This window comes from Sphingomonas echinoides ATCC 14820 (genome assembly GCF_000241465.1).
Lineage (GTDB): Bacteria > Pseudomonadota > Alphaproteobacteria > Sphingomonadales > Sphingomonadaceae > Sphingomonas > Sphingomonas echinoides.
Genome location: NZ_JH584235.1, coordinates 1599596 through 1614019 on the forward strand (window position 1 = coordinate 1599596; position 14424 = coordinate 1614019).

Genomic DNA, 14424 nt, shown 5'->3' on the forward strand with positions numbered 1-14424 from the left:
ACCGTGGACCCCGGAACAAGTCTGGGGTGACGAAGGACATTTCATGACGACGCCCCCGACTATCCCTCCCCAACATTGCGGCCTCGTCGCCATTCTCGGCGCGCCCAATGCGGGCAAATCCACCTTGGTCAATGCGCTGGTCGGCCAGAAGGTCGCGATCGTCAGCCCCAAGGCGCAGACCACGCGCGTGCGGCTGATGGGCGTCGCGATCGAGGGCGAGACGCAGCTCCTGCTGGTCGATACCCCCGGCATTTTCGAGCCCAAGCGGCGGCTCGACCGCGCGATGGTGCAGGCCGCCTGGGGCGGTGCCGAGGGTGCTGACGTGCTGGCGCTGGTGGTCGATGCCAAGGGCGGGCTCGGCGCCAAGGTCACCGATATTGCCGAGGCGATCAAGGATCGCCGTGAACCCAAATATCTCATCCTCAACAAGGTCGATCTGGCCGACAAGGGCAAGCTGCTGCTGCACGCCGAGAAATTGACCGGCATGGTCGAGTTCGCTGAAACCTTCTTCGTCAGCGCGGCGACCGGCGACGGCCTGCCCGAATTGAAGGCGCATCTCGCCAAGGCGATGCCCGAGGGGCCGTGGCATTTCCCCGAGGATCAGGTGTCCGATGCGAGCGAGCGCAGCCTCGCCTCCGAAGTGACGCGCGAACAGCTCTATCTCCAGCTCCACGCCGAACTGCCTTATGCCTCGGCGATCGAGACCGAACAATATAAGGAACGCGAGGACGGTTCGGTCGAAATCCACCAGCAGATCCTGGTCGAACGCCCGACCCAGCGCGCCATTGTGCTCGGCAAGGGCGGCGCACGCATCAAGGAAATCGGCGCGCGCGCGCGGGCCGAACTCAGCGAGATCATGGGCCGCCCGGTCCACCTCTATCTGCACGTAAAGGTGCGCCCCGGCTGGGACGACGAACGCGACGTCTATCGTGAAATGGGGCTGGACTGGGTCGACTGATGCGCGAGCGCGCTTAGACGCCCGCGTCCGCCAGCACTTCCTCCACCCAGGCGGGCACCAATTCCCCCGCCGGGCCAAGCCGGGTTTCGTGGAAATAGCCGCTGCCCGCCGACGGTTCGAGGTTCAGCTCCAGCGTTCGCGCGCCCGCATAGCGCGCACCCTGTACGAACCCGGCGGCGGGATAGACCGCGCCCGAGGTGCCGATCGACACGAACAGATCGGCCTCGCCCAGCGCCCGCTCGATCCGGTCCATCGCATAGGGGATTTCGCCGAAGAACACGATGTCGGGCCGCAGCGTCGGCCCGCCGCATGCGCCGCACACTGCCCCAGGCGGCAAATCCGCCTCCCAGCGCACCTGCACGCCACAGGCCGCACATAAGGCCGATTGCAATGCGCCGTGCATATGGACCAATCGCCTGGCCCCGGCGCGCTCATGCAGATCATCGACATTCTGGGTCACGATCAGCAATCCGCCGCGCCACGCAGCATCCAGCCGTGCCAGCGCGTCATGCGCCGGATTGGGCATGACCGCTGCCAGTGCCGCACGCCGCGCATCATAAAAGCGATGGACCAACGCCGGATCGCGCGCGAGCGCGACGGGCGTGCAGACATCCTCGACGCGGTGCCCTTCCCACAGGCCACCAGGACCGCGAAACGTGGCAATTCCGCTTTCGGCCGAAACACCGGCCCCGGTCAGGATCACGAGATTGCGCGGCACGGACATCACCGCGAGCATAGTGCCATCCTTGCGCGCAGACCACCGCCAAAGGCTTTGCCCGGTGCCATCGATCGGCCAATTTACGAGTAAAGCGAAATGACAACGCCAATGTATAGTTAATATTTTATGATTTATTACAAAACATTCATCCCTGCGGCGTGCCGACTCTCCAACGCTCTACAATGCGAAAAAAGAGCGATTGGATTTTCGGATGAACTTTCTCACACAAGTTAAAATCGGTAAACGATTGCTTATCATCGGCGCAGCATCATTGCTGGGCCTTGCGCTGGTCCTTATCCTGTCCGTAAATCAGTTGAACTCCGCTTTGCGGCAGGGTTTTAACGAGCGCACCAAGCAGACGCTCGAAGTGGCGTATAGCCAGCTTCAGCGCTTCCAGGCGGAAGAACAAGCCGGGCGGATGACGCACGAGCAGGCCCAGGCCACCGCAAAAGAAGCGATCCGAACGATGCGCTTCGGCAAGGACAGCTACTTCTTCATCCTCGACACCAATTACCGGATGATCCTGCACCCGGTGAAGCCCGAGAAGCAGGGCAAGATCGTCCGGGACGAAAAGGATGCCGACGGCCGGACGCACTATCAGACGATGGTCGAGACCGCCCTGTCGCCCGCGGGCGCGGGCTTTGTCGACTATAATTTCAAGCTCCCCGATGGATCCGGTTCGAAGCCGAAAATCTCCTATGTTCGGGTGTTCAAGCCGTGGGGTTGGGTCGTCGCCACCGGCGTTTTCAACTCCGAAATCAACGAAGCCGTTGCCCGCTCGGCGTGGAACCTCGCCATTGTCGTGGTCCTGATTCTGGCCGCGCTCGCAGCCGTGATCCTGACGATCAGCAATTCGATTACCGCGCCGCTCAAACACATCACCACCCGCATGGGAAGCCTGGCCGAGGGGGATACGCAGGCGGAGATCCCCGGCACGGAACGGGGCGACGAATTGGGCGGCATGGCCCGTGCGCTGCTCGTCTTCCGCGACAACGCCATTGCCAAGTCGTTTGCAGAAGCCGTCCAGGCCAAGTCGGACGCCGATCAAAAGGCGATCGTGTCGCTCCTGTCGGAAAAGCTGGAAGCGCTGTCCGAAGGCGATCTCACCAGCACGCTGCACGACGGCGTTCCGGCCGACTATGTGGCGCTGAGCAACAACTTCAATACCGCGCTTGCCAATCTGCGCGATCTGATCGGCGTCCTCGCCGAGGGTTCGATGCGGATCGAAACCGGTTCGCATGAAATCGCCGCCGCGTCGGACGACCTTGCACGCCGCACAGAGAGCAATGCCGCCAGCCTGGAAGAAACCTCTGCGGCGCTGTCGCAGATGAACACCCGCCTGCGCTCCAGCGCCGAGGCGGCGGATCGTACCGTCACCTCCGCGCAGCAAGCGATTGGCGTGGTCGGGTCAGGTCGCTCCACCGCCGAGCAGGCCACCGCCGCGATGATCCGCGTTTCCGACAGTGCGCGCGGCATCGACAGTGTCATCGAAGGTCTCGACAAGATCGCCTTCCAGACGCGCGTTCTCGCGATGAACGCGGCGGTCGAAGCCGGTCGCGCGGGCGAGGCCGGGCGTGGGTTCGCCGTGGTCGCCGATCTCGTTTCGGCGCTGGCGATGCGGGCAGAAGAAGAGGCACGCCGCGCGCGCGAACAGTTGACCGCGACGCAGACCGATATCGTCGTTGCCGTCGACGCGGTGAAGAATGTCGACAACGTGCTGCAGCAAATCAGCGGGAGCGTCGAACAAGTCCACGAGTTCGTCGAGTCGATGGCGAACGACAACCGCGCCCAGTCCTCGACGATCAGCGAGATCGCGTCGGCTGTGAATGCGATGGACCATTCCACCCAACAGAATGCCGCGATGGTCGAACAGACCTCGGCCGCCGCGCGCAATCTGGCGGGGGAAGTCGCCACGCTCAGCCGCCAATCGGCGCGCTTCAACGTCGGTTCGGATTCGTCGGCCGGCATGCGGAAGCCAGCACCGGTTGCATCACGCCCGCGGCCAAGCGCGAAAACCGCCCCGCCGCCGATCGCAGCCCGCGCGCAGACCGCCGCCAACGCCGACTGGGCAAGCTTCTAGCCCGATATCGCGGGGTGGCACCGCCGGTGCCACCCCCAACCGCCACCCCACCGCACCACCGCTTCCCGTCCCTTCTGGGCGCTTGGCGGAGCCTTGCCACCAAGATCGAGGATCATCATGCGTATCTCCCGCTCCGGTTTCGCCATTGGCGCTTCCCTGCTTTCCATCGTCATCGCGTCGGGCACCGCCCACGCGGCACCGGATGCTTCGGCTTTGGCGAGCGCGCCCGCCGCCAACACTCTACCAACGTCCGAAGCCGGCAGCGCCAAGCCGACCGCCGTCGCCAGCGTCGCCAAGCCGGCGCAGCAAGCGAGCGTTGATCCCAATCGGCCAGTGCCGCCCGCACAGCGCTCGACCCCGCCGAGCGAATCGACCGAGCAGCGCTCGCCCGCTAACCCGTCGGTGCGCACCTATCCGCGTCAGGCCGACGGCCATGGCGTCATGCTGGGCGGCTATAATATGTCGCGCTGGGCCGAAGACTGGCGGATGATGCGCGATTCCAAGAAGCGCAAGGACATCCTCGATCGCCTCAAATACATCCCGATCGACGACGCGGGCAAAATCTACGTCACGCTATCCGGCGAAGTGCGCTATCGCCTCAACGATTATTCCGAACCCAATCTCGTCAAATCGGGCTATCGCCTGGAAGAGCAGACGCGCCTGGTCGGCGGAGCCGACGTCCATATCGGCCCGGTGCGCTTTTATGGGGAACTCGCGCATGGCGGGCTGAGCGGGTATAATTACGGCGTCGCTCCGGCGAAATCGCGCGATGCCCTGATCGCGCAGCAGTTCTTCGGCGAAATCAGCGGTACCATCGGCACTTTCGGCCTGGGCGTGCGCTACGGCCGTCAGGAATTCACCGATGGCCCGTCGAATCTGGTGTCGCAAAAGGACAACAACACCATCCACACCTCGGTGCAGGGCCTGCGCACCTGGGGTCAGACCGGTAACGTCCGCGCCGATTTCTTCGATTTCAAGCAAGTCACGCTCGGCACGCAGGGGCTGAGCGATGACGTCGCCGATGACAAGACGCGCTTTTCGGGCGCGACCTTCGGCCTGGTGCTCGCCAATTCCAAGACCCGCAAGCTGTTCTTCGATCCGTTCGCCTGGCGCGAGCGCAACGATTCGCTGAAATGGGGTCGCGTCACCGGGCGCGAAGTGCGCAACTATTACGGCGCGCGCTTGTGGGGCAGCCTCGATCAGTTGACCCTCGATTGGACGGTCGATCATCAAAGCGGCAGCTTTGCCGGGCGCGACATCAGCGCGTGGAACGCCTTCATCGCCCAGACCTATGTCATCAACCCCAAAAACTGGAAGCCAAAGGTCGGCATTCATTTCGACTTTGGCGAAGGCGGTGGCAGCTATGGCACCGGCACCATTCACGTCGCCAAGGCCCCGTTCGCAGGCACGATTGCGTATAGCTATCAGGGCGCGCTCAACTTCACCAACCTGTTCCAGGCGTCGCCCAACTTCACGGTCTCGCCGTTCAAAACGCTCGATGTCACCACCGAATATCAGCATAGCTGGCGCGTCAGCCCGCACGATGCGATCTACCGGGGTGCCGGCACCCCTTATACCGGCAGCGAAACCCTTCCGGGTAGCAATGTCGGAGATGCGATCCGCCTGCAGGCGACGTGGAAGGTCACGCGTCGGCTGTCGGTCGTTGGGCGCTATGAATATTTCATTCCGGGCCCGATCCTTGACCAGCTCGGCTATGTCAATTCCCACTATCTGGCCAGTTGGATAAGCTACCGCTTCTGACGAACGGCCGGGCCCTTCGCTAATCCCGCCGTTTCGACCAATTCCGGCATGGCGTCGGCGGCTCTGCTTCGGTAGAGCCGCCACGCAGCAAATCGGGAGACGTGCGATGACCGCGATCGGGATTATCGGCAGCGCGGGCCGAATGGGTCAAGCGCTTGCCGCCGCTGTGCCCGACCTGGGGGCGACCTTGGCTGGCGGAATCGACGCGGGCGGCGACCCCGTCGCGCTGGCGCTCGCTGCCGACGTGCTGGTCGATTTTTCGACACCGGCAGCGCTGGAACGCACGCTTGCCGCCGCCCGGGAAGCGCGCACCCCGATCCTGATCGGTACCACCGGTCTTGCGCCTGCCCATCACGCGCTGATCGAGGCGGCCGCCGCCGACATCGCGGTGTTGCAGACCGGCAATGTCTCGCTCGGGGTCACCTTGCTCGCCAAATTGGTCCGCGAAGCGGCGTCGCGGCTTGGTCCCGACTGGGACATTGAAATCGCCGAGATGCACCATCGCCACAAGGTCGACGCCCCCTCTGGCACCGCCCTACTGCTCGGCGACGCCGCCGCCGCCGGGCGCGGCATCACCCTCGCCGAAGCGCGCGTGGCGGACCGTGCCGGGCTGACCGGCGCACGCTCCGAAGGCACGATTGGCTTTGCCAGCCTGCGCGGCGGATCGGTTGCGGGCGATCATCTGGTGGTCTTTGCTGGCGAGGGCGAGCGGATCGAGATCGGGCACCGCGCCGAAAACAGAGCGATTTTCGCGCGCGGTGCCATCACCGCAGCGCTGTGGCTCGCCGAGCAAAGCGCTGGACGCTACAGCATGGACCAGGTACTGGGGGTTTGAAAAAAGCCGACGTCGTCGAATTTTATGCCCGGCTGGCGGCGGACAATCCCCATCCGGAAACCGAGCTGGAAGCGGGCAACCCCTTCCAACTGGTCGTCGCGGTCGCCTTGTCGGCGCAAGCCACCGATATCGGCGTAAACAAGGCGACGCGGCGGCTGTTCGAACAGGTCAAAACGCCCACGCAAATGGTTGCGCTCGGCGAGGACGGACTGAAAGAGCATATCAAGACGATCGGCCTGTTCAACACCAAGGCCAAGAACGTGATCGCCTTGTCGCAGCGCCTGATCGACGTTTATGGCGGCGAGGTTCCCGCCGACCGCGACGCGCTCGAAACCCTGCCCGGTGTCGGTCGCAAGACCGCCAATGTCGTGATGAACGTCGCCTTTGGGGCCGAGACCTTCGCGGTCGACACGCACATTTTCCGCGTCGGCAACCGCACTGGTCTGGCGCGCGGCAAGACGCCGCTCGCGGTCGAACTCAAGCTCGACAAAGCGACGCCACAGCCCTTCCGGCTGCATGCACATCATTGGCTGATCCTGCACGGCCGTTATGTGTGCAAGGCCCGCACGCCCGAATGCTGGCGGTGCGTCGTCAGCGACCTTTGCGCGTTCAAGCCGAAGTCAGCGGCCCCAAAGCGAGGCGCGAGCACGGAAACCTGACCTGCGCCTTGGAAGCAGGGATCCGTTTGCGCACGGCCGAAGGTAGGGACTGGCGCAGCGCGATCGGCTTTGCTAGGCGAAGACACAGGCACCCGTAGCTCAGCTGGATAGAGCGCTGCCCTCCGAAGGCAGAGGCCACTGGTTCGAATCCAGTCGGGTGCACCATCTTTTCAATGGCTTACAGTTAACACACGGGCAAATTGGAGCTTGGCGCCACGTTTTAGGGACCTTTTAAGGGGTCTTTTTGGCGGCGCAGCACCCTGTTCTTCATCTGATAGCAGTCATGCCATTATGGCAGATTGCAATATCGTACTTTCGCTGCTCAGGACCGACCCCGCGATCCGAAGTGTGCGCGGAGAGGGCCAGCCGCCGTCCCTCCTAGTGAGACAACGGAACTTTCGCAGGCAACAAGGTCTTGCTACGCCCCGGCACGCAAAGACGGGTGCTAAATCAGCCGTTCGTATTTACCCATTTCGACCGACAAAGTTGGCTCCCGCGACGGAAGCCGTAGGGCTAATGCTCTGATACTCTCGCTCAGGGGCGAAGCGTACCACTCAGAAAACTGCCGTTCTAAATCCAGTGCTTCCAGATTTTCTGTTCAGTACGCTTGAAATGACTCTGGTCTTTGTTTCGTCAGTACGGTAAACTGTCTACGGGCTCTGGGGGGATTCCATGATGAATATCATATATCGTCGCACCGTGGCGGCAGCGCTCATCATGGCACTCGCGTCGTGTGCACCGATTGAGCTGGTCAGCAAATATGATGAACAAACCGACAACATCGCGTCTGCAATGCAGAAGGACGTCGATACTTTCTTCGTTAAGATAGACACCTCGATTGTTCCATCCGAAGCTGCGTTCGGCAATTATAAAGGTTTTTACGAAAAATCTGCGGTCGATATCCAAACTCTGACAACACGTGTCGGTGCTATCCCCGGCAACGGTATAACTATGCAGCAGGTCGAGACCGTGCGCGAGAATCTCGCAATCCTTGCGCTTCTCCACAAGGGCTGCGTGTCGAAGATACCCACGGGCGACCAGTTGATGAAAATTAGGACCAAGGGCATCGACGCATCGATTGCGTGCCGCAAGGATTTTGGTGCGGATAACGACCTCCCCGATCAGTCGAAGCATATCCTGCTGTCAGGCGTTGCCGACGTCGCACATGGTCTGATCGATCAGTGCCTAAATGCGATTATCGTGTTTGAGATCGGGAAAAAGCGTGGGCAGACCGCTAAAGCAAAATGAGCTTTAAGCTTTTTGGGGAACGATGATGCCGATTGATGTCAATGCGACCGCCCAAAGTATGCTTAACGCAATGCTCGGCATACTACAGCAAAACTATCCGAACATCCAGACGTATGCCACCAGTGAGGCAGCTAAGCTTGCACACAGTCTAGCTCAAATTGTTGAACTCAAGGTTGCAGGTCAGATCAACGAAGGTGAGGCGGCCTTACTCTTGGAAATGCAAAAGAACGCGACGCGAGCCGTCTTTTTGTCGATCGAGGGTATGGGGCTGCTTATGGCAGAGCAGGCGATCAACGCCGCGCTCGGTGTTGTGCGTCAGGCGATCAACACCGCTATTGGTTTTGTTTTGCTCTAGTGCGCGGTGTCGTCTTCACTATCGCCAGCATGGTTCAGTTGGCCGCTGCTGCTTCGGCCCAGACATATGCTCCGGTGCCGCCGCCTCCCGGAAGCGGACCCCCAACCGCTGACAGCTTTGCCTACCCCAGCTTACCCGAAGTTCCTAAGCTTGCAGCCGCTTCATACCCCAGTTGTCAAAATGGATGGCAAACGGCGGCTAGCCGGATTGCTCGTTACACGGCAATCCAGTCCTGCATTAACGAGCTTGAGCGCTACAATCTCTTCTATCTCAAGCGCTTCCCGGTCGACGTGTCTCGCTATTCAACGAAGATCATTTTGATCGAGCAACAATTTGCGCGGTCCTCTGCGCCCCTTGCGAATAAGCAAGTCTTTCACGATCAGGTGCTTGAACGGATCGCGCGCGTCCGCTCACGCAAGAACATGGATGATCAAGATTATGGCGACGACTATCGCGATTATTATGTGTACCTACAGCATTATCAAGACGACACTCGTGTCCTGACTGCAGCGCGCGAGCCATGCCGTGACGCCGGAGGGTCCTGCTAATGAACCACGGCCTCTCCGCTCTATTGCTCGCCCTTTCCTATTTGTGGATTCATTTTGCGATCGTGCTTTTCGTGGCAACACTGGCCACGAGCGTTGATGCCTTGGTCGCTCGCTCATTGCAAACTGGAGGAGCGCAACCATTGAGCGCCCGAGCCATATCCAATCTTGGTTGCGCGACCCTTGGCTTTGTGATTGCCTTTTTCGCCGGACAGGGAATTTCACAGAGCGGGAGCAATATGACACTAACCGCAATTGCAACGGGACTTACAACGCTGATTACTGCTGGGCTGGCAGTGTTCGAGAATCGCGACAATCCAACTGCGTCCGTTATTCGGACCGGAGCAGCGAGCTTTCTTGTTACTGCTGTCATCAGCTATGAAGTTCTCAATCTGCAACTAACGCATATCTGGTAATAATTATTCAGATTTGAACAGTTTTACTTCCTGAATATTAGGTAATTTACCATTGGCCCTTTTATCCAGCAACAAAAACGAGCACTAAGACGCCTATCATTCCAAGTATAAAACTGCCATGCTGGCCTATGCCAAGCCATTTCATGCCACCTTCTTGCGTGCTCAGTTTGCCATCCTCCATATTGGCGATCTGCCGCCCCATGCAGAGCATCCCAAGCAGCAACGAGATGAGCAAGAGTACGGCGGTGAATCTTGTAACGATTGCTGGCGCGGTAGAAGATTGCGCTGAACCGCTTGCCTTGAGATAAATGACAAGAAGCGTAACCACCGTCGCCGTCGTCGACATAACCTGTTTTGTCATGTCAAAATTGAGCTTGAGTGCATCAGCAGAAGGCGTCGAATTTGTCATTTCAACACCATGGCCGAACACCGCAAAATCGCTCTTGACTGCGAAGTTGGCGCGCAGTCCGCAGGTCGATGCGTTGAACTTTAGCGTGATCCTTAATCTGTTTTACTACGTCGGCGAAGCTATTTTTGGCGTCGTCCACGCGCGCTGGCGTTTGCCGACGACCTCCCCGTTGCGCTATGCCTGCGGCGGCCATTTTGCTTAGGAACTCGGCTGCGCCCTGTGTAAAAGTTGGCCCGCCCTCCTGCCCAGTTCGCTGAACGAACTTTTGCAGCTCAACTTGCGCCTGGGCCTGCGTCTGCGGCCCGCCTTTCCCGATTCGTTTAGTCATTCGACGTCCCCACAAACGATGACTTCCGTTGCTCATCTAGCTGCTTGGGGAAGTCAATCAACTTCCGTTCTGCAATAGCAATGGGAATTCGGACTTTAGAAGCCGTAGCGAAAGTGGCCGGAGAGCCGCCGAACGCAATGCGAAGCGATCCCAGCGGAAGCGGCTGGCCGCGCCTCGGAAACGCTAGAGCAGCCGTTTCCGCACGCCGACGCACAACATGCCAAATCGGTTGTTGCAACTCCCCCGAGTATCTGTATGTTATATGAACCGCGACACGGATTTGCGGGCGTTTCACCTTTCGACTCGATCGAAGGGGCGGCAACTTGGGATAACCGATAATATCGGTCAGCCCTTACGCCTTGGACTCGCCTTAACGAGCCGTTGCCGCCCTGCGTAACGCCGACAGATGTCGGTAAGCGTTTGGGGGATGCGCACGGAGCGATCGCTCCTTGGCAACCTGGATAACCGCAACCAATGCGTGTCCGGGTTAGCCGCGTGCTCCCGGCACCTGCCGAGGAGTTAATTATGCCTACTCACACCGACATGATGAAGCTGATTCGCGAACTCGAACGTGACGGCTTCACTGCGACCCGCACGAGGAAGGGTCACATCAAGGTCCAGCACCCCGCAATCAGCGGATGCATCATCGGGCCGGGCACTCCGTCCGATCACCGGGGCGTGAAGAACATGCTCGCGCTGCTCAAGCGCAAGCTTCGTGCCGCGAACGACTGTTGAGCAGCGAGGCCGCGCGAGGGTTTGCCCTCGCGCGGCCCTTCTTCGCCCTATGTTTCATTTTGCGAGCCGATGAGCTCGAAAGGCAACTCCCATGGTTAAGATCAATCCTGACGACCACGTTCTTCCGCGCCCGGTAGAACGTCTCCCAGACTACGCCAATGCCAAGGCACGCCAGTCGCTTGCTGAGCGGCTGACCGATGCCTTCGGTCTGACGGAGTCTTCTGCCACCACCATCTCAAATGCCATCGTCAATCCCAGCGAGGTTCGGCGCTCCATTGGTGAACCCAGCGATCCCGACGTTGAGCGCATCCCCGTGCCGGGCGGAACACTGCTGGGCATTCGGACGCAGGTTTGGGCGCGGCGGATCATGCCCGACCCTCGCAACCCCCGCACGCTTCCGTCCCGTAAGCATCCGTTTGCGGTCGATCCGGGGACCGGCGATGAGGATTCGCGGTTCCGGCCTGTTCCCGAACCGCAGCCGCTCGATTGGGACAGGCCGCAGTCAGCGGAACTCGCCGTCGAGGTAGAGAGTCGCCATCACTTGGCGTGGGCCGCGCAGCAGACTGCCGCATATGTCCTGAGCGAAAATGACTGGAGCATCTCGATCCGGAGCCAGGGAGTAATGGAAGCTGTCTGGTTGGTCGCCACGACGTTCAAGCACGCCGATGGGGCGGACCCTGCAACGACGTTGACCACGGCGGAAGGCTCCTCGCGTGCAACGGCTGTGCACAAGCTTCTTCAGGTCGTGTCCGGCGATGTGCCCTATGACGACAACGACGCTGGTATGCGCGCGCGGGTGAAGCGGCTGAACGATGCCTTCGACCGGGGGGAGCGGGATTCTGACACGCTTGTTGCGCTGCGCTGCGAGCGCATGCCGGCTCTCATCTTGGTTGGCTTCGAGCCGTATCCCGGCGGAACCACCGGTTTTCCCACTGCCGTTCGCTCGTTCGTGGCGCTCCGTCATGTCGATCCGCCAAAGCCTTGGGGTGAAGGGCCGGAAAATGAATCACTGGCTGACGAAGTCCTTGATGAGCTTTTGCGCCGTGGTCTGATTACCGCAACTGAGCGCGAGTATTATGCAGGCTCCTGCACGAAGGCCGAAGCACGCGCTGCGCATTTGCCAGACGATCCTGTCCTGCGTGCGGCTCGGCTTGTGCACTTGTTTACCGCAGGGGATGGCGAAGTCTTCGAGGCCATCCGCATGGCCGTAACAAGCCAGTCGACGCGCAAGCGCATGACTCCGAAGTTGAAGAACGATCTCGCGACTGCGTTGATCCTGCGCGCGGTTTCTAAGGACCGCGCTGACGTTGACCAGATTCGCCGTTACCTTCGTCATGCCTTTGGCAAGGCGGCGCATCGTCGCGACGCATGGACGGCCACCAGCCGGTCCGTTGCTGATTTGGAGAACTCAGCACTGAAGGAAGTCGCGCAGGCCATCGCGACGCAGGGCGAAGAGCCGGGACCAGCATCAGTCGAATTGGCAGTCAGGGCAGCCTTCCCGCTTGTCGTTGATGGTCGCCTGAACGCGGACCGGGGGACGTCCAACAACGATCAGCCGGACCGCCGTACGCCTGGGGAGGTGCTCGATGCAATGCGGCGTAACCCGCAGGGGGTTCGCCAGCTCGCGCGGGCCTTGCGCGATTACTCAGAGGGTGTTGCTATTCGGGCAGTCGGAGAGGACGGAGCGATCCGCAAGCTGGAAGGCAGTTCGGAAGAACAGGTCATCAGCGACGTGTGGTTGCGTAACGAGTATCCTCCTGCGGGTAAGGCAAAGGCAGCGCGGCCCGGAGACTCGCCGACTGATCGTTATGACCGGGCGGTCGTGGCGCTCGCCGATACCATGGAGGAACTTAGGCGTTCGTACGAGGCCCTCGCCAACGTCGTCGGCGACGACGACCAGCCGATCGTCGATCGTCGTGGTGTTGAGGATCGGCTGACAGGGCCTTGGCGCGACATCCTCCGTTCTGTTGATGAAGAATTGATCCTTTGGTCGCGCACCTACCGTAAGCGGCACGGGCGCGCCAACCCCGTCGCTGCGCAGCCCAGCGACGACGCGCACGATGACGAGTTTGATGAGGAAATCGAAGATCAGTGGGATGCGGAGGCAGGTGACGAACCAGAAGATGGCGAAGAACGCCACTCTGAAGAGGTCTAACAACATGGAGCCGGGCGGGCATGGGGCTTGTCCGGCTTCAAATTCGTCGGGGGGCATTGAGCTTAGACAATAACTCCGCGTCAACGCTCCCTTGAATGGGGGCGTTTCGCCAGCAGATGCGGAGCCACATCGCCGATGCGCTCCACTTCCGCTTCGTCCACCACGATCTCAACCATCGTGGCCGCCCCGGCTCCGGCAAGCGCACCGGGGCCGGGCGGATAGATCGTCAGCATAACGCGCCCGTCGCCAAGCTCCTTGGGACGGATCAAGCCGATGCACGGCAAATCGTGGCCGCCGATGAACATTACGGCTTCTTCCCGCCCGGAGTGGGCTGCCTGAGTGGGGATTGATCGGGCGCGGCAACGACACCGCTTCGCCAGCCCGCCTCGGAAGGCAGCACCTTTGGCTGGCGTAAATCGAACATCTCCAATTCTTCATACGTGTAGCCGCCTTTGCCGTCCGGGATCGCGATGCGTGCGGGAGGCGTGGGCATTTTGGGATTGTTATCGGTCGGCGTGGTCATGTTTTGTTCCTTTCATTGCTTCACTGAAAAAGACCAAGCTCGGCAACCAGCGCCGCGCTCTTGGCGGGTGCGAACCCGTCACACTGAACATTCGCGTGGAAAAATGAGATGTCGGCGAAGCCGCCGGTGGTCACTTTGTAGGTCCGGTTATTCCGCGTCGGCGCGGGGTGCTGTTCCAACGGCACCCGGCTGAGAAGCGATTGCCGGACGTGCGCAACTTCGGCGGCATCACGCATCCTCGACAAAACCGCTTCGTCCAAGGCGAGCGCCACGGCGCGCCAGTATTCCTGCTTGAGCGCGGGCACCTCGGCGACCATCGCCGCGTGTTCGTCGCGCAAAGCGTTCATCTGCGCCTCGGCTTCCGCGATTTCTCGATCATAGCGGCTGAGGGCGAAGGTGTGGCGGTCGGAGGCGTCGCGCCACTCAGCAGCACTCGCGAAGGCATCCGGCATCGGCGGCGATCCGAGACGGTCACGCCCCTCGATCAGCGCTGCAAGGTGAGAACCGGCAGGGTCAAGCTCCGACCGTGCGAAGGTATCAGCCCGCTTTTCTGCCGTGTCGATAGCGGCGCGCTGGGCAGCAAGGCGGGCAGAGGTGGCATCGTCAAAATAGTGCGGCATGGCCGTGTCCTCTTTAATGCGAGGGGCGGGAGGGGCGAAAAGGTCGGTCCCGCCGAGCTCTAGGTAAGTAAATTCCGAC

At 60.9% G+C, this 14424-nt stretch carries 17 protein-coding genes and 1 tRNA gene; 13 read left to right on the forward strand and 5 right to left on the reverse strand.

The features are described 5' to 3' along the window. Window positions 1-43: 43 nt before the first annotated feature. The gene (gene era, locus ON00_RS07525; RefSeq protein ID WP_010404562.1) at window positions 44-958 is read left to right on the forward strand and encodes a GTPase Era; all 915 of its coding nucleotides are present in this window, start codon (window positions 44-46) and stop codon (window positions 956-958) included. 13 nt (window positions 959-971) lie between these two features. Here era and ON00_RS07530 read toward each other — a convergent pair whose 3' ends face one another. Then, window positions 972-1682, reverse strand: coding sequence for an NAD-dependent deacylase (locus ON00_RS07530; RefSeq protein WP_029622515.1), 711 nt, complete (start codon window positions 1680-1682; stop codon window positions 972-974). A gap of 205 nt (window positions 1683-1887) precedes the next feature. Between ON00_RS07530 and ON00_RS07535 the strand changes: the two genes are divergently transcribed. The 9 genes from ON00_RS07535 (at window position 1888) to ON00_RS20540 (ending at window position 9575) form a co-directional block, all read left to right on the forward strand. Next, entirely contained in the window at window positions 1888-3756 is a 1869-nt protein-coding gene (locus tag ON00_RS07535) for a methyl-accepting chemotaxis protein (RefSeq protein ID WP_010404566.1), read from the forward strand. 117 nt (window positions 3757-3873) lie between these two features. Further along, window positions 3874-5517: an alginate export family protein gene (locus tag ON00_RS07540; RefSeq protein WP_010404568.1), complete on the forward strand. Its 1644-nt coding sequence runs from the start codon at window positions 3874-3876 to the stop codon at window positions 5515-5517. Window positions 5518-5623: 106 nt separating this feature from the next. Further along, window positions 5624-6352 (forward strand): 4-hydroxy-tetrahydrodipicolinate reductase, encoded by a 729-nt coding sequence (dapB, locus tag ON00_RS07545; RefSeq protein WP_010404569.1) that lies wholly within the window; start codon window positions 5624-5626, stop codon window positions 6350-6352. Next, on the forward strand, window positions 6349-7011 hold the full coding sequence (nth, locus tag ON00_RS07550; RefSeq protein WP_010404571.1) for an endonuclease III: 663 nt from the start codon (window positions 6349-6351) through the stop codon (window positions 7009-7011). The genes dapB and nth overlap by 4 nt, the downstream gene beginning before the upstream one ends. Window positions 7012-7099: 88 nt before the next feature. After that, window positions 7100-7176: transfer RNA gene (locus tag ON00_RS07555), tRNA-Arg, on the forward strand. Between the two features lie 507 nt (window positions 7177-7683). Next, entirely contained in the window at window positions 7684-8259 is a 576-nt protein-coding gene (locus tag ON00_RS07560) for a hypothetical protein (protein WP_154651290.1), read from the forward strand. A gap of 25 nt (window positions 8260-8284) precedes the next feature. Further along, on the forward strand, window positions 8285-8614 hold the full coding sequence (locus tag ON00_RS07565) for a hypothetical protein (RefSeq protein WP_010404573.1): 330 nt from the start codon (window positions 8285-8287) through the stop codon (window positions 8612-8614). 29 nt (window positions 8615-8643) lie between these two features. After that, a complete protein-coding gene (locus ON00_RS20535; RefSeq protein WP_154651291.1) occupies window positions 8644-9162 on the forward strand; it encodes a hypothetical protein in 519 nt (172 codons plus the stop codon). Next, on the forward strand, window positions 9162-9575 hold the full coding sequence (locus ON00_RS20540) for a hypothetical protein (protein ID WP_154651292.1): 414 nt from the start codon (window positions 9162-9164) through the stop codon (window positions 9573-9575). The genes ON00_RS20535 and ON00_RS20540 overlap by 1 nt, the downstream gene beginning before the upstream one ends. Window positions 9576-9636: 61 nt before the next feature. Here ON00_RS20540 and ON00_RS07575 read toward each other — a convergent pair whose 3' ends face one another. Then, window positions 9637-10005, reverse strand: a complete 369-nt coding sequence (locus ON00_RS07575; RefSeq protein ID WP_211207112.1) for a hypothetical protein — start codon at window positions 10003-10005, stop codon at window positions 9637-9639. A 13-nt stretch (window positions 10006-10018) separates the two neighbouring features. Here ON00_RS07575 and ON00_RS20545 point away from each other — a divergent pair, with 13 nt between their 5' ends. The 3 genes from ON00_RS20545 to ON00_RS07585 all read left to right on the forward strand — a co-directional run bounded on the left by ON00_RS20545 (window position 10019) and on the right by ON00_RS07585 (window position 13202). Further along, window positions 10019-10186 (forward strand): hypothetical protein, encoded by a 168-nt coding sequence (locus ON00_RS20545; protein ID WP_154651293.1) that lies wholly within the window; start codon window positions 10019-10021, stop codon window positions 10184-10186. 651 nt (window positions 10187-10837) lie between these two features. Continuing rightward, the gene (locus ON00_RS07580) at window positions 10838-11047 is read left to right on the forward strand and encodes a type II toxin-antitoxin system HicA family toxin (RefSeq protein WP_154651294.1); all 210 of its coding nucleotides are present in this window, start codon (window positions 10838-10840) and stop codon (window positions 11045-11047) included. Between the two features lie 91 nt (window positions 11048-11138). Further along, window positions 11139-13202: a hypothetical protein gene (locus tag ON00_RS07585; protein WP_010404580.1), complete on the forward strand. Its 2064-nt coding sequence runs from the start codon at window positions 11139-11141 to the stop codon at window positions 13200-13202. Window positions 13203-13282: 80 nt separating this feature from the next. Here ON00_RS07585 and ON00_RS07590 read toward each other — a convergent pair whose 3' ends face one another. From ON00_RS07590 to ON00_RS07600, 3 genes are read right to left on the reverse strand one after another with little or no spacing between them, the layout of a single operon-like run. After that, complete coding sequence (locus ON00_RS07590; RefSeq protein ID WP_010404583.1) at window positions 13283-13507, reverse strand: hypothetical protein; 225 nt, start codon at window positions 13505-13507, stop codon at window positions 13283-13285. Next, complete coding sequence (locus ON00_RS07595) at window positions 13507-13725, reverse strand: hypothetical protein (RefSeq protein WP_010404585.1); 219 nt, start codon at window positions 13723-13725, stop codon at window positions 13507-13509. The genes ON00_RS07590 and ON00_RS07595 overlap by 1 nt, the downstream gene beginning before the upstream one ends. 20 nt (window positions 13726-13745) lie before the next feature. After that, a complete protein-coding gene (locus ON00_RS07600; protein WP_010404589.1) occupies window positions 13746-14345 on the reverse strand; it encodes a hypothetical protein in 600 nt (199 codons plus the stop codon). Between the last annotated feature and the right edge of the window lie 79 nt (window positions 14346-14424).